Annotated in this window: 26 protein-coding genes; 23 read left to right on the top strand and 3 right to left on the bottom strand. The window is 50.3% G+C overall.

Annotated features, from left to right (window positions below; genetic code table 11):
* Nucleotides 1-9: 9 nt before the first annotated feature.
* From BM091_RS03280 to BM091_RS03170, 23 genes are all read left to right on the top strand, one after another.
* On the top strand, nucleotides 10-669 hold the full coding sequence (locus BM091_RS03280; protein ID WP_093393432.1) for a phosphatidylserine decarboxylase family protein: 660 nt from the start codon (nucleotides 10-12) through the stop codon (nucleotides 667-669).
* Nucleotides 654-1,490, top strand: a complete 837-nt coding sequence (gene pssA / locus BM091_RS03275; protein ID WP_143083086.1) for a CDP-diacylglycerol--serine O-phosphatidyltransferase — start codon at nucleotides 654-656, stop codon at nucleotides 1,488-1,490. Before BM091_RS03280 ends, pssA begins: the two co-directional genes overlap by 16 nt.
* A 10-nt stretch (nucleotides 1,491-1,500) precedes the next feature.
* On the top strand, nucleotides 1,501-2,772 hold the full coding sequence (leuC, locus tag BM091_RS03270; RefSeq protein WP_093393431.1) for a 3-isopropylmalate dehydratase large subunit: 1,272 nt from the start codon (nucleotides 1,501-1,503) through the stop codon (nucleotides 2,770-2,772).
* Nucleotides 2,773-2,794: 22 nt separating this feature from the next.
* A complete protein-coding gene (locus tag BM091_RS03265) occupies nucleotides 2,795-3,310 on the top strand; it encodes a 3-isopropylmalate dehydratase small subunit (protein ID WP_093393430.1) in 516 nt (171 codons plus the stop codon).
* Complete coding sequence (locus BM091_RS03260) at nucleotides 3,307-4,374, top strand: 3-isopropylmalate dehydrogenase (protein WP_093393429.1); 1,068 nt, start codon at nucleotides 3,307-3,309, stop codon at nucleotides 4,372-4,374. Before BM091_RS03265 ends, BM091_RS03260 begins: the two co-directional genes overlap by 4 nt.
* Nucleotides 4,375-4,401: 27 nt before the next feature.
* Nucleotides 4,402-5,427 carry an aspartate-semialdehyde dehydrogenase gene (locus BM091_RS03255; protein ID WP_093393428.1) on the top strand — a complete coding sequence of 342 codons (1,026 nt, stop codon included), beginning with the start codon at nucleotides 4,402-4,404 and terminating at the stop codon, nucleotides 5,425-5,427.
* Nucleotides 5,424-5,972 (top strand): 16S rRNA (guanine(966)-N(2))-methyltransferase RsmD, encoded by a 549-nt coding sequence (gene rsmD / locus BM091_RS03250; protein ID WP_218148782.1) that lies wholly within the window; start codon nucleotides 5,424-5,426, stop codon nucleotides 5,970-5,972. Before BM091_RS03255 ends, rsmD begins: the two co-directional genes overlap by 4 nt.
* Before the next feature lie 33 nt (nucleotides 5,973-6,005).
* Complete coding sequence (gene coaD / locus BM091_RS03245) at nucleotides 6,006-6,539, top strand: pantetheine-phosphate adenylyltransferase (protein ID WP_093393426.1); 534 nt, start codon at nucleotides 6,006-6,008, stop codon at nucleotides 6,537-6,539.
* A 131-nt stretch (nucleotides 6,540-6,670) separates the two neighbouring features.
* Nucleotides 6,671-6,913, top strand: a complete 243-nt coding sequence (locus BM091_RS03240) for an AtpZ/AtpI family protein (protein ID WP_218148781.1) — start codon at nucleotides 6,671-6,673, stop codon at nucleotides 6,911-6,913.
* Nucleotides 6,910-7,314, top strand: a complete 405-nt coding sequence (locus BM091_RS03235; protein ID WP_093393425.1) for an ATP synthase subunit I — start codon at nucleotides 6,910-6,912, stop codon at nucleotides 7,312-7,314. The genes BM091_RS03240 and BM091_RS03235 overlap by 4 nt, the downstream gene beginning before the upstream one ends.
* A 28-nt stretch (nucleotides 7,315-7,342) precedes the next feature.
* A complete protein-coding gene (atpB, locus tag BM091_RS03230; RefSeq protein WP_093393423.1) occupies nucleotides 7,343-8,017 on the top strand; it encodes a F0F1 ATP synthase subunit A in 675 nt (224 codons plus the stop codon).
* Nucleotide 8,018: 1 nt separating this feature from the next.
* Complete coding sequence (gene atpE, locus BM091_RS03225) at nucleotides 8,019-8,753, top strand: ATP synthase F0 subunit C (RefSeq protein ID WP_093393422.1); 735 nt, start codon at nucleotides 8,019-8,021, stop codon at nucleotides 8,751-8,753.
* A gap of 46 nt (nucleotides 8,754-8,799) precedes the next feature.
* Complete coding sequence (gene atpE / locus BM091_RS03220; protein WP_093393420.1) at nucleotides 8,800-9,051, top strand: ATP synthase F0 subunit C; 252 nt, start codon at nucleotides 8,800-8,802, stop codon at nucleotides 9,049-9,051.
* Between the two features lie 18 nt (nucleotides 9,052-9,069).
* A complete protein-coding gene (locus tag BM091_RS03215) occupies nucleotides 9,070-9,495 on the top strand; it encodes a F0F1 ATP synthase subunit B family protein (RefSeq protein WP_093393419.1) in 426 nt (141 codons plus the stop codon).
* Nucleotides 9,496-9,523: 28 nt separating this feature from the next.
* Nucleotides 9,524-10,123, top strand: coding sequence for a F0F1 ATP synthase subunit B (locus BM091_RS03210; RefSeq protein ID WP_093393417.1), 600 nt, complete (start codon nucleotides 9,524-9,526; stop codon nucleotides 10,121-10,123).
* Between the two features lie 98 nt (nucleotides 10,124-10,221).
* Nucleotides 10,222-11,355: a bifunctional diaminohydroxyphosphoribosylaminopyrimidine deaminase/5-amino-6-(5-phosphoribosylamino)uracil reductase RibD gene (ribD, locus tag BM091_RS03205; protein WP_093393416.1), complete on the top strand. Its 1,134-nt coding sequence runs from the start codon at nucleotides 10,222-10,224 to the stop codon at nucleotides 11,353-11,355.
* An 11-nt stretch (nucleotides 11,356-11,366) separates the two neighbouring features.
* Nucleotides 11,367-12,020, top strand: a complete 654-nt coding sequence (locus BM091_RS03200; protein ID WP_093393414.1) for a riboflavin synthase — start codon at nucleotides 11,367-11,369, stop codon at nucleotides 12,018-12,020.
* Between the two features lie 14 nt (nucleotides 12,021-12,034).
* Nucleotides 12,035-12,544 carry a rhodanese-like domain-containing protein gene (locus tag BM091_RS03195; protein ID WP_093393413.1) on the top strand — a complete coding sequence of 170 codons (510 nt, stop codon included), beginning with the start codon at nucleotides 12,035-12,037 and terminating at the stop codon, nucleotides 12,542-12,544.
* A gap of 114 nt (nucleotides 12,545-12,658) precedes the next feature.
* A complete protein-coding gene (locus BM091_RS03190; RefSeq protein ID WP_093393411.1) occupies nucleotides 12,659-12,949 on the top strand; it encodes an integration host factor subunit alpha in 291 nt (96 codons plus the stop codon).
* 121 nt (nucleotides 12,950-13,070) lie between these two features.
* Complete coding sequence (locus tag BM091_RS03185; protein WP_177193504.1) at nucleotides 13,071-14,060, top strand: MlaE family ABC transporter permease; 990 nt, start codon at nucleotides 13,071-13,073, stop codon at nucleotides 14,058-14,060.
* Nucleotides 14,044-14,805, top strand: a complete 762-nt coding sequence (locus BM091_RS03180) for an ABC transporter ATP-binding protein (protein WP_093393409.1) — start codon at nucleotides 14,044-14,046, stop codon at nucleotides 14,803-14,805. The genes BM091_RS03185 and BM091_RS03180 overlap by 17 nt, the downstream gene beginning before the upstream one ends.
* Nucleotides 14,802-15,761 carry an MlaD family protein gene (locus BM091_RS03175; RefSeq protein ID WP_093393407.1) on the top strand — a complete coding sequence of 320 codons (960 nt, stop codon included), beginning with the start codon at nucleotides 14,802-14,804 and terminating at the stop codon, nucleotides 15,759-15,761. Before BM091_RS03180 ends, BM091_RS03175 begins: the two co-directional genes overlap by 4 nt.
* 11 nt (nucleotides 15,762-15,772) lie before the next feature.
* The gene (locus tag BM091_RS03170; RefSeq protein ID WP_177193503.1) at nucleotides 15,773-16,411 is read left to right on the top strand and encodes an ABC-type transport auxiliary lipoprotein family protein; all 639 of its coding nucleotides are present in this window, start codon (nucleotides 15,773-15,775) and stop codon (nucleotides 16,409-16,411) included.
* On the opposite strand, the gene dnaA is transcribed toward BM091_RS03170, so the two are convergent.
* From dnaA to BM091_RS03155, 3 genes are all read right to left on the bottom strand, one after another.
* Complete coding sequence (gene dnaA / locus BM091_RS03165) at nucleotides 16,382-17,779, bottom strand: chromosomal replication initiator protein DnaA (protein WP_093393404.1); 1,398 nt, start codon at nucleotides 17,777-17,779, stop codon at nucleotides 16,382-16,384. The two genes, BM091_RS03170 and dnaA, sit on opposite strands and share 30 nt — an antisense overlap.
* 381 nt (nucleotides 17,780-18,160) lie before the next feature.
* Nucleotides 18,161-19,432: a glucose-1-phosphate adenylyltransferase gene (gene glgC / locus BM091_RS03160; protein ID WP_093393402.1), complete on the bottom strand. Its 1,272-nt coding sequence runs from the start codon at nucleotides 19,430-19,432 to the stop codon at nucleotides 18,161-18,163.
* Nucleotides 19,433-19,456: 24 nt separating this feature from the next.
* Nucleotides 19,457-19,984 carry a peroxiredoxin family protein gene (locus tag BM091_RS03155; RefSeq protein ID WP_093393401.1) on the bottom strand — a complete coding sequence of 176 codons (528 nt, stop codon included), beginning with the start codon at nucleotides 19,982-19,984 and terminating at the stop codon, nucleotides 19,457-19,459.

The raw sequence follows: 19,984 nt of genomic DNA, 5'->3' as shown, positions 1-19,984 counted from the left end.
GTCGGCAAAATGGACTTTCGCTCTGCCCGGAACCGTATTCCTCTGGCACCTGAAGGTATACCCTTTATCGGGCTGGCCGCTTTCTTAACGCTGATCCTTGCGATCCTGGGATGGGCCGTTCCTGCTTTATGCGGCTTTCTGGTCACGGCTTTTGTGACCTACTTTTTTCGGGACCCCCAGCGAATAGTACCTCAGGAGCCCGATTGCCTGGTCTCTCCGGCCGACGGAAAAATCGTAAGCATAGACCGAGATGTCCTTCCCCCCTGTTTTGCCGATACTGCCATGACGCGGATTGGAATATTCATGTCCATCTTCGACGTCCATGTGAACAGGGCACCGGAGGAAGGGCACATCAGAGGGGTGAAGTACTTCAGAGGATCTTTTAAGGCTGCCCAGTTGGGGCGGGCATCAGAAGAAAACGAAAAGAACTGCATACTTCTGGAAACCTCAAAGGGCCGGTCAATCGTTCTGGTTCAGGTAGCGGGTCTTATTGCCCGCCGTATCGTTTTCTGGCCCGGGGTTGGCGACCGGGTGGTGCGAGGTGAACCTATAGGCATGATAAGGTTCGGGTCCCGCGTCGACGTTTATGTTCCTCGGGACTGGGAAGTGGTGGTGTCCAGAGGAAATAGGGTTCGAGCAGGGGAGGACATAATATGCAGGACGAAGTAAAGACGCGTTCCCGATCGCGACGCAGAAAAAAAAGACGGTCCAACCGCACAGTCGGGAAATACCTGCTTCCCAATATCCTTACCACGGGAAACCTTTTCTCCGGGTTTGTGTCTCTGGTTTATTCAATCGACGGAGAATACGAAAAAGCCGCCGTTGCCGTGCTTGTATCCTGGATTTTCGATATCCTGGACGGCAAGGTGGCAAGGCTTTCCGGAGCAACGAGCAGGTTCGGAGTGGAATACGACTCCCTGGCAGACCTGGTGTCCTTCGGGGTGGCACCGGCCCTTTTGATCTATCTCTGGGCTCTAAAGCCCCTTGGACGCATTGGCTGGCTTGGAGCCTTTCTTTTTGTTGCCTGTGGAGCCCTCAGGCTTGCAAGATTCAATGTACAGGCATCAGGCGAAGAAAAAAAATACTTCACGGGGCTTCCCATCCCCGGGGCCGCCGGTTTTATCGCCACACTCACGCTTTTCGCCTACCCCTTCGCACACCAGCCCGGACGGGCTGTCACATGGCTGTTTCTGATCATCACGATATCGCTTGCTCTTTTGATGGTCAGCACGGTTCGATACAGCGTTTTTAAGGAGCTGGAATCCCTGAGAACACGCCAGGTTACGATGATAATGGGTATCCTTGCGGTTCTTGTGGTGGTTGCCGCAAAACCCAGGTACATGCTCTTTGCACTGCTTGCGGCGTACACTCTGTCAGGACCTTCGGTTTCACTGGGTAAGCGGATTAAGTCCCTGGACCTGAAGGTACAGGAATGTGGAGAAACGGCTTCGGCAAGAAGCAACAAAGATGGATCACTAAAGCAGGAGTGACGGAAGAAGCATGAGCGGTAAAACCCTGGTTGAAAAAATCCTGTCTGATCACATTGACGGAGGAGAGGCACGGGCCGGGCAGATCGTCGAAGCCCGGGTGGACTTTGCTTTTGGAAACGACATAACTGCCCCTATTGCCATAAAGATCTTCAAAGAAGCCGGCATAAAAAGGGTGTTCGACCCCTATCGCATTGCCCTGATTCCCGACCATTTTACTCCCAACAAAGATATCCAGTCGGCCATGCAGGTAAAAATCCTCAGGGACTTTGCCAGGGAGCAGGGTCTGCCCTACTACTTTGAAGTCGGACGGGTGGGTGTGGAACACGCACTGCTTCCCGAAGAAGGGCTCGTACTTCCGGGAGAGGTCATCATCGGTGCAGACAGCCACACCTGTACTTACGGGGCACTGGGGGCTTTCGCCACGGGTGTCGGAAGCACCGATCTCGCCGCCGCAATGATTACTGGGAAGGTCTGGTTCAGGGTGCCCGAAACGATGAAGTTCGTCTTCAGGGGTAAGCTCAGGCCCTGGGTTGGAGGAAAGGACCTGATACTTTTCACCATCGGTAAAATCGGTGTGGACGGAGCTCGTTATCGGGCAATGGAGTTCACCGGAGAGGTTATCTCCGAGCTTTCCATGGCCGACAGGTTCAGTCTCTGTAACATGGCAATAGAGGCAGGAGCCAAGGTCGGTATAATCCCGCCGGACGAAAAAACGGAAGAGTACATCGCTCCCCGAGCACAGAGACCCTATCGTTTCTATCAGAGTGACGGAGACGCCGTGTACGAAGCCGTGTACGAGTGGGACGTTTCCGACCTTGAACCGGTCGTTGCATTCCCCCATCTTCCCGAAAACGTTCGGCCTGTTACGGAAGCGAACGGAGTCGCCATAGACCAGGTCGTAATCGGTTCGTGTACAAACGGCAGAATTGAAGATCTTAGAATAGCGGCTCAAATACTGAAGGGCAGAAAGGTTCACGCCGGAGTCCGCTGTCTCATCTTTCCGGCCACGCCGTCGGTATATCGGCAGGCTCTGGAAGAAGGTTTGCTGAAAATTTTTGCAGAAGCCGAAGCGGTGATAGGCCCCCCGACATGCGGACCCTGTCTGGGAGGGCACATGGGCATTCTCGCCAAGGGCGAAAGAGCTCTTGCCACAACCAACAGAAACTTCGTCGGAAGAATGGGTCATCCGGAAAGCGAAGTTTATCTGTGCAACCCCGCAGTTGCTGCCGCATCGGCCGTCCTCGGAAGAATTGCACACCCTGGTGAGGTAATAGACCGATGAAACAGAGAGCAGGAGACGGGTCATGAGGTTCAGAGGCAGGGTCTGGAAATTCGGAAATGACATTGATACGGATGCCATCATACCGGCAAGATACCTGAACACACACGACCCCAGGGAGCTTGCGCTTCATTGCATGGAGGATGCAGACGCCGACTTTGCAAAAAAGGTGCAGCCCGGGGACATAATCGTCGCCGGTAAGAACTTCGGATGCGGGTCTTCAAGAGAACACGCTCCTATCGCCATAAAGGCGGCGGGAGTATCCTGCGTTATAGCGGCCAGCTTCGCCAGAATTTTTTATCGGAATGCCTTTAACATGGGGCTTCCGATACTGGAATGTGCCGATCTTGTGGAGGTCGTGGAAGACGGAGAGATCCTGAGCGTGGATCTGAGTTCTGGAGAAATAATCAGAGAATCTACCGGACAGACCTTTAGGGCTCAACCAGTCCCGCCATTTATGCAGGAACTCATCGAAGCGGGCGGATTGATTCCATACGTCGTGCAGAAAATGAAAAAGGAAGAGGAGGGAGTTGTTTCATGAGTGCAAAATCCTACCGAATCGCAAAGATCCCCGGTGACGGTACCGGACCCGAGGTGGTAAGGGAAGCCGTTAAGGTGCTGGATGCCGTAGCTGAAAAGGAAGGATTCAAAATCGAATGGGTGGAGTACGATCTCGGAGGCGAGCGGTATCTTCGAACGGGCGAAATTCTTCCAGCGGGTGTTATAGACGAGCTTCGTCAGATGGACGCCATCCTCCTGGGGGCAATTGGACACCCCGACGTCAAACCCGGCGTACTGGAACGGGGGCTTTTGCTGGAGCTCCGTTTCCAGCTCGACCAGTACGTTAATCTCAGACCGGTAACCCTCTTTCCGGGGGTTTACACGCCCGTTAAAGACAAGGGACCGGAAGACATCGATTTCGTCGTGGTGAGAGAAAATACGGAAGGGTTATACGCCGGAGCCGGTGGAATATTGAGGAAAGGAACACCTCATGAGGTTGCCGTTCAGGAATCTATAAACACCCGGATGGGTGTCGAGCGATGCATCAGGTTCGCCTTTGAATACTGCAGAAAGAGGAACAAGAAAAAGAAGGTAACCCTGTGCGGGAAGACCAACGTTCTGATTTATGCCTTTGATCTCTGGGAGCGAACCTTTCGGGAAGTTGCCAGGGAATATCCGGACATCGAAACCGATTATGCTCATGTTGATGCCATCTGTATGTGGATGGTAAAAAACCCCGAATGGTTTGACGTGATAGTTACGGACAACATGTTCGGAGACATCATTACAGACCTGGGAGCAATGATTCAGGGTGGCATGGGCATAGCTGCCGGAGGTAACATCAATCCCAACGGGGTGTCCATGTTTGAACCCATCGGAGGATCGGCTCCGAAATACACGGGCAAAAACGTCATCAACCCTCTCGCCGCAATATGTGCAGGCCAGATGATGCTGGAACATCTGGGCGAAGAGAAAGCGGCTCAGAGAGTGCTTGAAGCGGTTAAGCGGGCCGTTGCCAGAGACATTAAGGATCTGGGTGCCGGTAAGATGGGCATGACGACTCAGGAGGTCGGTGATCTCGTGGCACGGTACGCCGTTGAATAACACAGGGGTTCCTGGAGGGAAGTTGAAATGTCCGAAGATGGATTCCGGGTAGCCGTCGTCGGCGCAACGGGCGCTGTGGGTAACATGATGGTCCGGGTTCTTGAAGAGAGAAACTTTCCCGTGAAATCTCTGAAACTTCTTGCCTCGGCACGGTCCGCGGGGAAAACCCTGTCCTTCAGAGGAGAGGAAGTTCCCGTTCAGGAGCTTACGGAAGATTCTTTCAGGGATGTGGACATAGCCCTTTTTTCCGCCGGGGCTTCGGTGAGCAGGAAGTTTGCTCCCCTTGCGGCATCTCAGGGATGCGTCGTCGTCGATAACTCCAGTGCCTTTCGGATGGACCCTGACGTGCCTCTCGTGGTACCCGAAGTAAACCCACAGGCGCTGAGAAACCACAAGAAGATAATAGCAAACCCGAACTGTTCTACAATTCAGATGGTGGTCGCCCTTAAGCCCCTGCAGGACGCCGTAGGGATAAAACGCATAGTCGTAACGACCTTTCAGTCCGTTTCCGGCACGGGCAAAAAAGCGATATTTGAGCTGGAACAGCAGGTTAGGGGCTGGGTTGAAGGAAAGGCCGTGCCCCCCTCGGTTTATCCTCATCCCATCGCTTTTAACTGTCTGCCCCATATAGGTTCCTTTCTGGAAAACGGGTTTTCCGAAGAAGAGATGAAAATGGTCAACGAAACCCGAAAGATCTTCGAGGATCCGGACATCCAGGTCTGTGCGACGACCGTAAGAGTTCCGGTTTTTTACGGGCATTCTGAATCCGTAAACGTCGAACTAAAAGGGCTTCTGACGGTAGAAGAAGTTCGGCGTCTGCTCGAAAAAGCCCCCGGAGTGGTCCTGGTGGATAATCCCGACCGGGCCGAATATCCTCTGCCACTTAACGCTGAAGGTAGAGACGAAACCTTCGTCGGTCGTATAAGGAAAGACCCATCTGTGGAAAACGGTATCGTAATGTGGATCGTGGCCGATAACATCCGCAAGGGAGCCGCAACCAATGCGGTTCAGATAGCCGAGCTTCTCGTAAAGGAAGGCCTTCTTAGCGGGTGATACGAATTACGGGAGGAAGATTTAAGGGTCGAAGGCTTCTGGTTCCCGGAGGCAAAAAGGTACGTCCGACGACGGAAAGGGTGCGGGAAAGTATATTTTCAATAATCGGGGACAGGGTGCAGGGCGCCCGCGTCCTCGATGTTTTTGCAGGTACGGGAGTACTGGGGCTTGAGGCCTTAAGCAGAGGGGCAGTTCACGCGGTCTTCATAGAACGTAATCCCCGGGTATTTTCGGTCCTGAAGCAAAATATTGCGCTATGCAACGCCGAAAAGGAGAGCGAAGTCTATTGTTTAGATTGGCTAAAAGGTGTTAAGAAGCTTTTTGAAAGGGGTCTTGCTTTTGATCTGATTTTCGCGGACCCACCGTACGATTTGCATCTCGGCAGGAGGTTCTTTGAAAACGTAAGGGAGCTTTCGCATCCGGAAACCATTGTGGTTTTCGAACGTTCGGCGGGGCGGTCTATCGAATTCGAGGAAGATAAGTGGAAGCTGATACGGGTTAGAAAGTATGGGGAAACGGTAATTGATTTTTTCGGGCCTTTGTGATCTTAAAATAGAGCCTTTCACATGGAGGTGTTTATGGAGTCTCCGAATTGTACTCTTGCCGTTTATCCGGGATCGTTCGACCCCATAACAAACGGTCACCTCGACCTGATCACCCGAGGACTCAAGCTCTTTGATAGAATAATCATTGCCGTGGCGGTAAACCCCGCCAAAACCCCTCTTTTTACCCTTGAAGAACGCCTCGAACTGATCAAGGAGTCTCTTCGGGATTACCCACAGCGCCACAGAATAGAGGTCGATGCCTTTGAAGGGCTTTTGATGGATTATGTAAAGCGGGTGAATGCAAAAGCTATTCTAAGGGGGCTCAGGGCCGTAAGTGATTTTGAGTACGAATTTCAGATGGCTCTCATGAACCGACGCCTGAATTCTGATGTGGAGACTTTTTTTCTTATGACCGGCATGAGATGGATCTACATCAGTTCTCGTATCATTAAGGAAGTGGTTATGGCCGGTGGCAGTGTCACAGGTCTGGTGCCCGAACCGGTGGAAAAAAAGCTACTGGAAAAGCTCAACCCCGGCGCCCTTGAACAGGAAAGGAACTTTCCATGAGGTTTGAGAGAAGCTGGCTATGTGCAAAGTGTTGCAGAGGTGAAAAAAAAAATATTTCACAAATTACCGCACCTGTGCTATACAGGGTTCTGCCGCAGAAGGCCGGGTTGGATTTCAGGGGTGAGTGTTAATTGAGCCCGTCGGAAGATTTCAGAAAGAAGCGAACGTTTATTGAGTATCTCGCCCTGGTGAGCCAGCTCGGACTTACCATGGCGGGTTCCATATTGCTCTGTTTTGCCGTTGGTTTTTTTCTGGATATGTGGATAGGCGGAGGTGGTATCCTTCTGGCGTTGTTCATTGTACTGGGTGTTATTGGTGGTGGAATCACCGTTTACAGACAGATCATGGAACTGGACAGAAAAAGCAAAAAATGATCGATGACGAGATCGAGCAAGGAGTGGTTGAATTTCGTCGCGCCTATCGCAGGATGTCCCGAAGGTTCTTCTCGGGGATCGTGCTACTGGGTCTGGTTATCTTTATGCTGGGATACAAAGCAGTTGCTCGGGGACTGGTTCTTGGCGGTTTGTTCAGCGTCATAAATTTCAATTTGATGGCTCATTTCCTTCCCTATCAGCTGGGGGTTGCCCGTGCCAGAGCTTCGGTCATTGCTTTCGCATCTCTACTCGGACGCCTGCTCCTTTTATCGATTCCGATAGTTGTTGCACTTAAGTGGGACAACTTCAATGCCGTTGCAACGATTGTCGGGCTTTTCGCTGTGCCGGTAGGGCTTTTTATTGAGAAGGTTTTTCTGGGAAGGCTCTGTCAACATTCTTGATCAATACCAGGGCGTGAGGGGTTGAAAGATGGAAGAATTGGGGAAAATATGGCAGTGGTCGCTGGATGTTGCGGGGTATCATCTGGTTTTTAACATGACAACAATCGTTATGACCCTTCTTGTCATAACGGGGTTGCTTGTGTTTTCTCACTTTGCCGTGAGGAACAGGAGCTACATACCCGGCACGTGCCAGTTGATCGGTGAGATGTTTGTGGGGACCTTCTGGAAGCTCACGGTCGATGCCCTTGACGAAGACATGGCAAAGAAGTACTTCCCTCTGATATGTGCCCTTTTTATGTTTTTGTGGTGTTGTAATGTAATGGGTATAGTACCGGGGCTTTCAGAGCCTACGAAGGATTTAAATACCCCTCTGGGGCTCGGCATAATGGGTTTCATCATTGCCCACTATGCGGGAATCAGAACCAAAGGTTTCAAGAATTACGCCAAAGAATACTTTCAGCCCGTGTTTTTTATGATGCCTCTTAATGTGGTGGGAGAACTGGCGAAGGTGATATCCATTTCCTTCCGTCTTTACGGAAACATTATGGGGGGCTCCATCATAATTCTGGTGGTCTCCTATCTTGTATATGATGTGGTATTACCACCCTTTCTTTACGGATTTTTCGGGCTTTTCGTGGGAACCGTTCAGGCCTTTGTTTTTACCATGTTAACCCTTGTGTATATATCGGTACAGGTGAAGTGATATGGCTTGGGAGCAGGCAGAATTCGTTAAGGCTGCGGCTGCTTTGGGAGCAGGGTTATCAATCGGTTTTGGCGCAATAGGAGCGGCCATAGGCGAAGGGTATGCGGCGGGAGAGGCCAACAGTGCCTTGTCCAGAAGGCCGAGATTTTCCGGAAACATCCTGACCACCATGCTGGTCGGTCAGGCCGTTGCAGAATCGGCAGGTATATTTGCCCTTGTTGTTGCGGTACTGTTGATGTTTCTGGGAACGGAAGGAAAGCCGATTCTGTCTGGCTGGGCCTTTATAGGAGCAGGGCTTAGCATGGGACTTTCAGCAATCGGAGCGGGTATAGGATCGGGGTTTCCTACGGCTTCGGCCTGTCATGGGATGGTTCGTCAGCCGGCGGTTTCCGGCAATTTAATGACCCTGATGCTTATAGGCTCGGGCGTAGCGCAGTCTCCCGCAATCTACGGCATGCTTGTTGCCTTTCTGCTTATTTTTAAATCCTACGGCACGGCAATTACGCTTCCTGCGATAACCTCCGTGGTGGGTGCGGGCATTGCTGCCGGAGCAGCCGGAATCGGTCCCGGTCTCGGATCCGGGCTGGCGGCCGGCCCTGCAGTGGAAAGCGTTGCCCGTCATCCCGAGGTGGGGCCTCTCATGACGAGAATTATGCTGGTCGGTCAGGCCGTTTCTCAGTCAACGGCAGTATACGGGCTGGTTGTAGCTCTGTTGCTTATAATCGGCGTAAAATAGTTAATGAGGCTGGAGTTTTAATTTTTTCAGAGAGGAGGTATAGCAAATGGACATTACGGGAGCTGATTTCATCAGAGGGATGGCACTGTTGGGAGCGGGCATTGCCATGGGCTTCGGGGCAATCGGACCCGGAATTGGTGAAGGTTTTGCGGCCGGGAAGGCCTGTGAGGCAATAGGCAGGAAACCCGAAGAAGCCGGCCTTCTTACAAGAACGATGCTGGTCGGTCAGGCTGTCTCGGAGTCAACGGGAATTTATTCTCTGGTCGTGGCGCTGTTGCTCATGTTTGTAATCAAGTAACAAAAGAGCAGGTTTATCATGATTAGCCTGAACGCTACCATTTTTGTGCAGGTAGGGCTGTTTCTGATTTTGATGTTCCTTTTGAACAAAAAAATGTTCCAGCCTATCCATCAGCTCATGATGGAACGCGAAGAATTTATCAGGCAGAAGGAAGCGGAACTCGAAAGGCTGGATGAAGAGCTGAGGAGGCTGGAGAAGGAATACGAAGAGCGTTTACAGAAAGCTGCCCGGGAAGCCGTCGCGCTGAGGGAAAGGTATAAGCAGGAAGGAAGGGAAATCCTTCGGGATACCATGACGAGTGTTCAGGAAGAGGTTGCGGCTATTAGACAAAGGGTACAGGCTGAAGTTAATCAGGAACTGGCCCGGGCACGCGAAGAACTGCGCACACTTGCCGAGACCCTCTCCTACGATCTCACGGAAAAGATTCTCGGGAGACGGGTGTAAAGGCATGGGCAAATGAGGATCAAAGGCTATGAATTCGGGTAGATTTTTGGTGAGAACGATTTGGTTTGCCGGTGTTATGCTGCTCGTCGGAGTCGGCACATCGGCTTTCGGTGCTTCCGAAACGGTTTTTGGCATTGACCGCCAGATGTGGAGTTCTTTCTGGCGGGTGGTAAACTTTCTCATCCTGGTATATCTCCTTAATCGATGGCTGAAGGAGCCGGTTAAGCAGTTCTTTCGCGATCGTTTCAACTCCATAGTGGGACAGTTTCAGGAATTGGAAGAAGAGGAGAAAAAGCTTTCAGAACGGCGTGCTCGCCAGAATGAGCTCTTCGATAGGCTGGACGACAAAATAAGGGAAATCCGTGCCTATTACGAACAGATGGGCAAAGAAGAAAAGGAACGACTGATAAGGCAGGCCGAAGAGTTGAAGAGGAAGACTCTTGAGGATGCTCGAATTGCGGCTGAAAGAGAATTTCAGCAGGCAAAGAAGCGGTTCCGTGAGGAAGTGGTTGATCTGGCCGTGGAAATGGCAGAAGAGAGGATTCGACGGTCTATCGGTTATGAGGACCATCAGAGCCTGATATTTCAATACGTGGAAATGCTGGAAGCACGAAGGCCGGAAAAGTAATAACGATCAGGCCGGCTTTTAATAAAAGACCGTATGGGTTAGAATAGCCCATACGGTTTTTATTTGCCACTGTCGGTCCTATTGGGAGAAAGGTTGCCGTGGTTCAGGATGCGGATGAACTCTTTATGAAAGAAGCCATAAGGCTTGCCCGAAAGGCTCAGGGAAAGACCGGTCCTAACCCCTGCGTTGGGGCTGTGCTTGTAAAGAACGGAAAAATCGTCGGTCGAGGTTACCACAAAGCGGCGGGCACCCCTCACGCAGAGATAAATGCCATCAAGGATGCCGGAGGTGAAGCAAAGGGGGCAACCCTTTACGTCACTCTGGAGCCCTGCAATCACTTCGGAAAAACCCCTCCGTGTACTCACGCTATAGTCAACGCCGGAATTGGTCGCGTCGTAATCGGCATGAGAGACCCGAATCCCGTTGCGGGAGGAGGCAAGGAATATCTCGAATCTCGCGGTATAGCGGTCACATCGGGCATCTGCGAAAGGGATTGCAGGAAGCTCAACCAGCCTTTTATAAAATGGGTAACAACCGGTAAACCCTATGTCATCGTTAAGATAGCTCTCACGCTGGACGGAAAGATCGCAACACGAACCGGGCACTCCAGGTGGGTTACAAACAGCACATCTCGCTTCACGGTGCACAGGTTAAGAAGTGAAGTCGATGCCGTGCTTGTGGGCATAGGAACCGTGCTCGCCGACGGCCCGAGATTGACCGCAAGGCTCGGAAGGAAATCACGGCAGCCTGTTCGGGTAATCCTGGACAGCCATTTGAGATTTCCCATCGAAAGCCCGACCCTGAGCGTGGAAAAGGGAGGCCCTCTCTGGATATACTGCGGCCGCAGTGTTGACCGGAACAGGAAACTCGAGCTGGAGACCCGGGGCGTCAGAGTCGTGCAGGTTCAGGACCAGGCCGCCGGGGTAAAGCTCGGCGAGGTGCTTCAAGATCTGGGAAAACATTCCCTTCAATCGCTTCTGGTTGAAGGTGGATCAGGGGTTTTCAGATCTTTCTTCTCAGAAAATCTGGTCGATGAGGTGTGGCTTTTTTACGCCACAAAACTCATCGGCGACGACGAGGCCGTTCCTGGCATTCCCGGTTGGCGAGAATGTTTCTTTATGGATGATGCTGTGAGACTTTATGATATAAATGTAAAGATTATGTCCCCAAAAGAGGAAAACGAAACGACGGATGTACTGATAAAGGGGAGATTGAGAAAAGAGCTCTACTGAGGAGCATTGAGATGTTTACCGGTCTCGTTGAAGGTCTGGGAACCGTGGTGAGGATAAATCCACAGGGTGTCGATAAAAGAATTTTCATAAGACCCGACTTCGATCCCGGAGAAATTATTCCGGGGGAAAGTATAGCCATAGACGGGGCGTGCCTCACGGTCGTTGCCTGGGACGGTTCGGTTTTTGCCGCCGACGTCTCTTCGGAAACCCTGAGACGAACCACTATCGGAGATAGAAAACCGGGTGATAAAGTCAATCTTGAAAGGGCTTTAAGACTTGGTGACAGGTTCGGCGGTCACATAGTCATGGGCCATGTGGATGCCGTGGGTGTTGTAACGGAGCGGTATGAGGAAGGCCGGTCTGTACGGTTTTCCTTCCGAATACCGGCGGATCTTGCGAAATACGTGGTGGAAAAAGGATCCATAACCGTAAACGGAGTAAGCCTTACCGTTAATTCCTGCAGGGGCTCCCTTTTCGATGTCAACATAATCCCTCACACGGCCGCAATGACCAACATAGGTCTTCTGAAAGTGGGGGATCGTGTGAATATAGAAGTGGATATAATCGGGAAGTATGTGGAAAAACTCCTCAAGGGCTGGAACACAAGAATTCCCACAGGAGACAGGATAAACGAGGATTTCCTGAAAGAACACGGTTTTATTTAGCAGGAGATGTCACCGTGAAGGGAGACTACAAAAAAATCCTCCTTGAAGCTTTTATCATACTCGTGCTGGCATCAACCACCGGACTTGCCGTAAACCATATCAGAAAGGACAAACTGCGGCTCTTCGGAACGGACTGTTTTAAGCAGACCCGGGTATGCCACGCCGAAGCCAAAAGCCAGGAAATCGTAAGTCTTGAAGAAAGCTCGGCCTTTTTCTTCAAAAACGCCGCAATCTTTGTGGATGCGAGATCGCCCGTTGCCTTTATGATGGGTCATATTCCCGGGGCTTTAAACGTTCCCATAGATCAGGTAGCGCTTGCCCTGGAAATGTATTTTAAAGGACTATCTCCCGATACAATGATAATAGTTTACGACGGTGATGCCGAAGGGAATGTTGGAGCGGACGTAGCGGATGTGCTGAAGTCGGCCGGTTTTAAAAACGTTCTCCTTTTTCCTGACGGATGGACTAAATGGCAGGCCAAAGGGCTTCCCGTTGAAATAGGAGCCGTTTCCGCAAACGGATAAGAGGTTTGACTTTGCAAGCAATCGATTTTTCTTGAGAAACCCCTTCTTTTCTGTTATGCATTCATGAAATTTTACAAAGAACATGTACCTGATGGGACAAACGGGGAGGATCACATGACCGTTACAAAGGCTCATATTGTGGAGCGACTTTTTCAGAGAGCCTACGGAAAGCTGACAAAGACGGATTGTGCAAGGATCGTTGAAACGATTTTCGAGATAATGAAGCAGAGCCTGGAAAACGGGGAAGATGTGCTTATCAGTGGCTTTGGTAAGTTTGCCGTCAGAGCCAAGAGCCCTCGTCGTGGCAGGAACCCCCAGACCGGAGAAGCAATGATGCTTCCCGGCAGGAGAGTTGTAACCTTCCGCTGTTCAAGTGTACTTCGTAACAAGATGAATGCCGAATAATTTGAACGTCGCAAATGTGAAAGATGAGTATATCGTTGATAATATACGGTCACCAGACGATTTCCTTTTTCACTACCGGCAAATAGCTTCCTTACTGGATAAAAGAACAAGGCCCCTTCGCGTGAGAATAGGTTCCGGGGTTCCCCGTGGAGGGGCACTGAGAATTTTCCTCAAGAAACTGGATTCCTTATCTGCCGACCGCGGAGTTCCTTGTGAAATCGTGGTTGAAGGTGCCGTGCTTCCCGTAGTGGAAAAAGCGGAGAAACCGCTCAAAGACTTCCCTCGGGAACTCAACGGGCAGGGATATTCCTTCCCCATTTCCATTCTGGATGCGCTCGGTGCAAAAATTTTAGATCTGCTGAAGCAATACGAGGATTGTTCCAGGTTTGTCGGGATGCTTTTGCTTCATTTCGTAAACCTTTTGACGCTCCGTACCAAATTTCGTTTTGGTGAATGGCTTTATCAGCTTGAACATACCGGTGCCAGAGCCATGCCCATTGTAGGGCTTATGAGTTTTTTGATTGGGCTCGTTACGGCTTTTCAGGCGGCAGTTCAGCTTCGGCAATTTGGAGCCAACATTTTTGTTGCCGATCTGGTGGCCCTTGCCATGGCAAGGGAGTTAGCGCCGCTGATAACGGCAATACTTATGGTGGGCAGAACCACTTCCGCCTTCACGGCCGAAATCGGTACGATGAAGGTTAACGAAGAACTCGACGCCCTCAAGGTATTGAACATCAACATTTTAGACTATCTGGTGATCCCCAGAGTGCTTAGCGCAGCCCTTGCAGGGCCGCTTCTTACCGCATGGTCTCTTGGAGCCGGATTGTCGGGCGGAATGATGGTCGCCTCCCTTGGGCTCGATGTCACCCCCTACTCTTTTTTGCAGGAGGTTTACGGCATTCTCACTCTTACGGACCTCTGGGTAGGTTTTCTTAAAAGTGTCCTTTTTGCGCTGGCCGCCGGCTTAATAGGCTGTTACATGGGACTCAGAACCGGCATAAGTGCTGATAGCGTGGGGAGACAGACGACCCGGGCCGTAATCAATGCCCTTTTCGCAGTGATATTGATAGATGCATTTGTAACGGTGCTGGCACATGCTTTTGGATGGTAAAGACGGTGAAGTGCTTCGGACGGAAAACCTGACGGTCGGATATGGTGGTGAACCCACTCTGGTGAGGGTATCCCTTTCCGTTGATAAAGGTGAAATAGTTACCGTCCTCGGCACAAGCGGATGCGGCAAAAGCACCCTCTTAAAGTGCCTGGTGGGTCTGCTGAGCCCCATCGAGGGAAGTGTTTTCCTATTCGGAAAGAACGTCACCATCGAGGGATTTACTCTGGATGTCAGGCTAAAGATGGGAGTGCTATTCCAGGCCAGCGGTCTCATTGGATCTCTTTCACTCTACGAAAACGTTGCTCTGCCCTTAAGGGAACACACGGCCTGGCCGGAAGATTGGATAAACGACATGGTCTATGAGAAGCTTAGAACGGTGGGGCTTGAAGGATACGCGAATTATTTACCTTCAGAGCTCAGCGGCGGCATGAAAAAGCGAGCAGGTCTTGCACGGGCCCTCGTTATGGATCCACCGCTGCTTTTCTGTGACGAACCTCTGGCCGGTCTAGACCCGATAACGGCATCCGAAATAGACCACCTTTTACTGGATCTGAACCGAAACCTCGGGATTACCATGGTGGTTGTGACCCATGAACTTTCCAGTATAGAAAGAATCTCCGATCGATGTATTATGCTTGACCGAAGTGTAAGGGGGATACTTGCCACGGGAACCGTTGAGGAGCTAAAGGAGCACGAAAATCCCATCGTGCGGGCTTTCTTTGCCCGTGGGAGACTTAAGACATGAGCCGCCGGGTAAAAACCGTCTATGTGGGCGTCTTTACGCTGATCTGCCTGTCTTTAATTGTTGGTCTCTTTTTGTGGATCGGGCTGTCCCACTTTTTTGAAGAATATAAAACCTACGCGACCTATTTCGACGAATCGGTGAAAGGGCTTCAGAAGGATGCCGTGATAAACTACAGAGGAGTTCCGGTGGGTCGTGTCGGCCGGATCGGAATAGCCCCTGACGGCCGCCTTATAGAAGTCCTTTTGCATCTTAAGCCGGATCTGGTCGTCGATGAGGATGTGGTGGTAAGGTTGAGGGAACAGGGGATAACGGGTTTGAGATTTCTGGAAATAGATCGTGCTCCTGAAGATGCGGAAAAGTTAAGCCCCGTTATTACCTTTTCTCCACCATATCCCGTTATTCGAAGCTATCCCTCCGAGTTTGCCCTTCTAAAAAGAAGCCTGGAAACCCTTTATTCCAGGATCGAGTCTCTGAACATTGAAGGGCTCGTATCCCAATGGAGCGCTCTGGCGAAGGAGCTCAGAAGCGCCGTTTCAGAAGAAGAGTTCGGCGAAATGATAAGGTCCCTGAGGATTTTTTCTGAAAATCTTTCGAGCATTTCAGAAAATCTTAAGGTCGTTGCAAACAGGGAACGCCTGGAAGACTATGCCGACGAAATAGAAGCTCTGTTAAAAGAAAGCAGACTGGCCTTAACAACCACGACTCAGAAAGCCAGGTCTCTCGATGTAGCTTCCTTAAACCAGGCCATAAGAGAAACCCGGGACCTCGTGGTAAACACGCAGAAAACCCTGGAAGCACTACAGGTTATGCTGACCTCGGTGCTTGAGGATCTGCGAATGTCCGTTGAACAATTGAGTCTCACCGTCGAAGACCTGAGAGCGGAACCGTCCCGAATACTATTAGTTCCAAGAAAAAGCGATCCCTTTGAATCAACGAATAAAGGCCATAAAAAGTGAGAATGGGAAAGATGAAGCGATCGATCTGCGTAACCATCATGTTTACCGTGATCTGGGGTTGTAGTTTGGGTTTTTTAAATCATCAAGAAGCTCCGCTGTTTTACGGCCTCTTTTATGAATATCACCCCGTTGATTTCAAAAATTTGCAGACCGGCCCTTTTTTACCCGTGGTTAGCATCATGAAATTCCGGTCTTCCTATCCCTTTGGCGAAAGACGAATGGTCGTGGAGATCCCTCCCGTCGGTGTCAGCCTGTCGGACCGTCATCAATGGATAGCGTCTCCACCGATGTTAGTCCGTGATTTCCTTCTGAAAGATCTCTTTTCGGACGGCAGAGTCCAGATAGTCGAGAGGGGTACAGCCGGTCCCGAGCCCTTTTACGGAATCTCAGGCCGAATTGAAAAATTCAGCTGGGTTCAGATGGAAAACGGAAACTTCAGGGCAGAACTACAGGCAACCCTTCAACTATGGAGCGACCGTCTAAGAAAGGTTATTCTGTCCAGGCGATACTCCTACAGCAGTCCGGAGTATCATCACAACAGCCCTGAGGTCTTTGCTTCTTCCATGAGCAAGCTTGTCATAAGGCTGTCTAAAGACTTTCGCAGAGACCTATATGTTGCTCTATTCGGGAAAGGCGCATCGGATTTTTAGCTTTCTGGATATCAGATCCACGTATTTCCCTAAAGAGCTTTTTCCGCCCGAAAGCTTCTTTTTCACATCATTTACGGCATATACAACCGTACTGTGGTTACGATTAAAGGCACTGCCTATGGTTTGCAGGCTTTCACGGGTATATTCACGGCACAGATAAAAAGCTATTTTTCTGGCCAGGGCAACCCGTTTTTTCCGGCTGGGCGATGCCAACTCCTGAGGTGTTACATCAAAGGTTTCGCAGACCAGTTGTTGTATTAATGCAATATCAACCCTGGGAAGTCGTTCGTAGACCATGGCAACGACATCTCGAGCCAGTCCGATGTCGATGGGAACACCCAAAATATTGCTTTTGGCTATGAGACCGATCAGACAGCTTTCCAGCTTCCTCACATCGCCTTCGATATGGCCTGCCATGAATTCGAGAACCTTCAGGGGGATTTTAACTCCTTCCTGTGAAGCCTTCTTCTGAAGAATTCTAAATCGTGTGTCAAAATCGGGCGGTTCTATGGGCGCTACCAGCACACCGGAGAGCCGGGATTTAAGGTCCTCATGGAGTCTGGGTATTTCCCTGGGAAGTCTGCTACCGGTACATATTATTTTTTTTCCTCTATCAAGTAATTCATCTATGGTGTAGAGCAATTCCGACTGAATTTTTTCCTTTCCGCTCAGAAATTCTATTCTTTCCAGAAGCAAGATGTCACATGAAGCCCGGTATTTCTTTTTGAAGCTCTCCATACGATCGTTCTTAAGAGCCGCTATCATCTCGTTGGTGAACTGCTCTGCGGTAACGTACCTGACCTTCAATCGGGGATTCTTTTTCAGAACGTAGTTGCCGACGGCATGAGACAGATGGCTCTTTCCCAGGCCGGAGTCGGAAAGGAGATAGAGAGAAGGCACATTAAAGGACTGGCCTGTGGCAACGGCCATAGAAGATGCGTAGGCGAGTTGATTGCAGGTTCCAACAACAAAATGGTCGAAGGTAAATCTAGGGTTAAAGGGTGAAGGCCGTACCTCAAGAACATCGTTTATTGACAGCTGCCGCCCCACGGGTTCTCTCTGAGATCCCGGCAAGGCGTAGTCATCTTCCCGCGGTCCCTTCTCCTCGCCTTTGATCCGCCCTGATGCAATCTCGTATCGGATATCTCGGATATCGGGGAAGACGGACCTGATGGCATCAAGAATTTTCCGCTGTAAACGTTCCTTCAGCCACTGAACATGGAAGTTGTTACGGCAGCCCAGACGAATAGAATTGCCTTCAATGCCGCAAAATTCCAGCGGAGCAATCCACAGGTCGAACTGTCCACGGGGTAATGAACCTTCCAGCTTTTGTTTGACGATCGTCCAGCCATCCACTTCCGAAGGCATTACTCACCACCACCCAGCTTACGATAATCCGCTATTTAAAAGACAAGATACGATTAAAGCGTCTCTTCATTTCCAAGAGGCCCTTCATGCTATTGCTTCTTTCAGATACATTATCGGCGGATTCAGATCAAAGCCGATTAGGGCGAATTGTACCCCGTCGATTCATGTTCGTCCGGGTTGAGATATAAGCTCTGGGGTTCAATAGTTATGAAGAAACCAATCCTAATGATTTGAACTACCACAATTTTTGAGAAAAGGGCTGATTGGTTAATAATCCGATAGAAACCAGCACTTCGAAAAAGGACAGACCATTACCCGGCGAACTCAAAATCTCTCAATCTCTTTTTTTTGCAAAAAATCTCCATCCGATCTTTTCCGTCATCATCGGAAGAATGCTTTGGGCACCACCACAATGCCCCGTGGGGTGACATGAAAGGTTTTCATATCTTCTCGAGGATTTATGCCGATCTCCGTTCCCGGAGGTATGTTGTTATCCTTGTCAATTATGGCCTTCTTTATGCGGCAATGCCTTCCAATCTCCACATTATCAAGGATCACCGATTCATCCACTTCGGCGAAGCTGTGAACATAAACATTATAGCCCAGTACGGAATGCCTCACCGTACCGCCGCTGACGATACATCCCGGAGAGATGATCGAATCGTAGGCAGCCCCTACCCTCTTTTTAGCTCGATCGTTAAAAACGAACTTTGCAGGTGGATAAGAACGATGAAGTGTCCGTAGCGGCCACAGCTCTCCGTACAGGCTGAAAAAGGGATCCACACCGGTTAAATCCATATTGGCATTCCAGTAGGCATCAATCGTTCCCACATCTCTCCAGTAGGCCGAGTCACGGGTTCGAGACATCAGGACTTTTCTTCGAATTCCTTCCTGATCCGTGGGTTCGTAAACGTAATCACGTATTCGATTCATTGCGCGATAGGGATAAGCGTAAACGCGATAGCGCTTTATAAGCTCCGGTATGATTTCCTTCCCGAAATCCTCAGCATCACTCCCTTTCAGCACCTCCTCCAGTACCTGCCATCGAAAGATATAAATACCCATGGAAGCGAGAGCATGGTCGGGATCTCCGGGAATGGCTTTGGGTTCCCGGGGTTTTTCTTCAAAGTCAATTATCCTAAAATCGTCATCTACCTGAGCAATCCCGAACTCATGAGCAAAAGAAATATCCACTTCAAGAAGACTTACCGTAACGTCTGCCTCTTTTTCTTCATGATATTTTCGGAAAGCCGAGTAATCCATTTTGTAAACGTGATCCCCCGAAAGGATCAGAACATGACGGGGGTGTTCCCGTTCTATCAGATACATATTCTGCCGCACGGAATCGGCCGTTCCCCTATACCATTGCTCCCCCATCCGCTGTTGGGGAGCGACAATCTTCATGTAGTGCCCCAGGGGGCGGGAAAAGTAAGGAAGCCAGCCTTCTTCAAGATGATCGACCAGGGATTGTGACTTATACTGTGGAAACACAAGGATTTTGTAGATTCCAGAATTAACACAATTGCTCAAAGGAATATCTATCAGCCGATAAATTCCACCGAAAGGTACTGCAGGTTTGCATCTATCTTCCGTGAGAGGGCGAAGCCTCTCGCCCCTTCCCCCGGCCATAACGACAGCCAGTACATCCTTCATACATCAACTCCCGGAATATGTGGACTAGCTTCTGCTTTTAAAAAAACCCAAAACGTCGGGAAGCTCATGGCCCCAGTAAATTATTTTACCATCGGAATTTATGAGGACAAAAAGAGGAACACCAAAAGCACCGTACCGGGCACTTACCTCGCCTTTCCTGTCGTAGAGGACGGGCAAACTTACCCTATTCTCCTTAACGTATCGTACCACCCGCTCTATGGGATCATTAACCCCGATATTCACCGCAAAAATGGCAAGTTTTTCACCGTCTATCTTTTTTCTCAATGCCTCCACGTCCGGCCTTAAACGAGAACACATGGGACACCAGGTAGCCCAGAAATAAAGCAAAACAGGCCGGCTTTGCAAAACTTCCGAAAGAGACACGTAGCCGCCGGAAATCTTTGGCAATCTGAAATCGGGAGCAACCACGCTGGAGCCGATCCCCTGTGGGGCCAGCTCTATCTCTTCATACTTAGGAGATTTATGCCATAAAGCCATGATAACACCCGCACCGAAGACCACAATCACGGCAAGAACGAAAAGCTTCTTCAT

It is taken from the genome of Thermodesulforhabdus norvegica (genome assembly GCF_900114975.1).
GTDB lineage: Bacteria > Desulfobacterota > Syntrophobacteria > Syntrophobacterales > Thermodesulforhabdaceae > Thermodesulforhabdus > Thermodesulforhabdus norvegica.
The sequence above is the reverse complement of the archived record's forward strand: the minus strand, read 5'-3'. Positions and strand labels throughout refer to the sequence as shown.

Coding starts and splice junctions, on each gene's coding strand:
- BM091_RS03280 (WP_093393432.1), top strand. CDS start 10: ATGGACTTTCGCTCTGCCCGGAACCGTATTCCTCTGGCACCTGAAGGT.
- pssA (WP_143083086.1), top strand. CDS start 654: ATGCAGGACGAAGTAAAGACGCGTTCCCGATCGCGACGCAGAAAAAAA.
- leuC (WP_093393431.1), top strand. CDS start 1,501: ATGAGCGGTAAAACCCTGGTTGAAAAAATCCTGTCTGATCACATTGAC.
- dnaA (WP_093393404.1), bottom strand. CDS start 17,779: ATGCCTTCGGAAGTGGATGGCTGGACGATCGTCAAACAAAAGCTGGAA.
- BM091_RS03190 (WP_093393411.1), top strand. CDS start 12,659: ATGACCGTTACAAAGGCTCATATTGTGGAGCGACTTTTTCAGAGAGCC.
- BM091_RS03175 (WP_093393407.1), top strand. CDS start 14,802: ATGAGCCGCCGGGTAAAAACCGTCTATGTGGGCGTCTTTACGCTGATC.
- atpB (WP_093393423.1), top strand. CDS start 7,343: ATGGAAGAATTGGGGAAAATATGGCAGTGGTCGCTGGATGTTGCGGGG.
- BM091_RS03260 (WP_093393429.1), top strand. CDS start 3,307: ATGAGTGCAAAATCCTACCGAATCGCAAAGATCCCCGGTGACGGTACC.
- BM091_RS03155 (WP_093393401.1), bottom strand. CDS start 19,984: ATGAAGAAGCTTTTCGTTCTTGCCGTGATTGTGGTCTTCGGTGCGGGT.
- atpE (WP_093393420.1), top strand. CDS start 8,800: ATGGACATTACGGGAGCTGATTTCATCAGAGGGATGGCACTGTTGGGA.
- BM091_RS03200 (WP_093393414.1), top strand. CDS start 11,367: ATGTTTACCGGTCTCGTTGAAGGTCTGGGAACCGTGGTGAGGATAAAT.
- glgC (WP_093393402.1), bottom strand. CDS start 19,432: ATGAAGGATGTACTGGCTGTCGTTATGGCCGGGGGAAGGGGCGAGAGG.
- BM091_RS03255 (WP_093393428.1), top strand. CDS start 4,402: ATGTCCGAAGATGGATTCCGGGTAGCCGTCGTCGGCGCAACGGGCGCT.
- BM091_RS03210 (WP_093393417.1), top strand. CDS start 9,524: ATGAATTCGGGTAGATTTTTGGTGAGAACGATTTGGTTTGCCGGTGTT.
- BM091_RS03180 (WP_093393409.1), top strand. CDS start 14,044: ATGCTTTTGGATGGTAAAGACGGTGAAGTGCTTCGGACGGAAAACCTG.
- BM091_RS03265 (WP_093393430.1), top strand. CDS start 2,795: ATGAGGTTCAGAGGCAGGGTCTGGAAATTCGGAAATGACATTGATACG.
- BM091_RS03235 (WP_093393425.1), top strand. CDS start 6,910: ATGATCGATGACGAGATCGAGCAAGGAGTGGTTGAATTTCGTCGCGCC.
- atpE (WP_093393422.1), top strand. CDS start 8,019: ATGGCTTGGGAGCAGGCAGAATTCGTTAAGGCTGCGGCTGCTTTGGGA.
- coaD (WP_093393426.1), top strand. CDS start 6,006: ATGGAGTCTCCGAATTGTACTCTTGCCGTTTATCCGGGATCGTTCGAC.
- BM091_RS03170 (WP_177193503.1), top strand. CDS start 15,773: ATGAAGCGATCGATCTGCGTAACCATCATGTTTACCGTGATCTGGGGT.
- BM091_RS03215 (WP_093393419.1), top strand. CDS start 9,070: ATGATTAGCCTGAACGCTACCATTTTTGTGCAGGTAGGGCTGTTTCTG.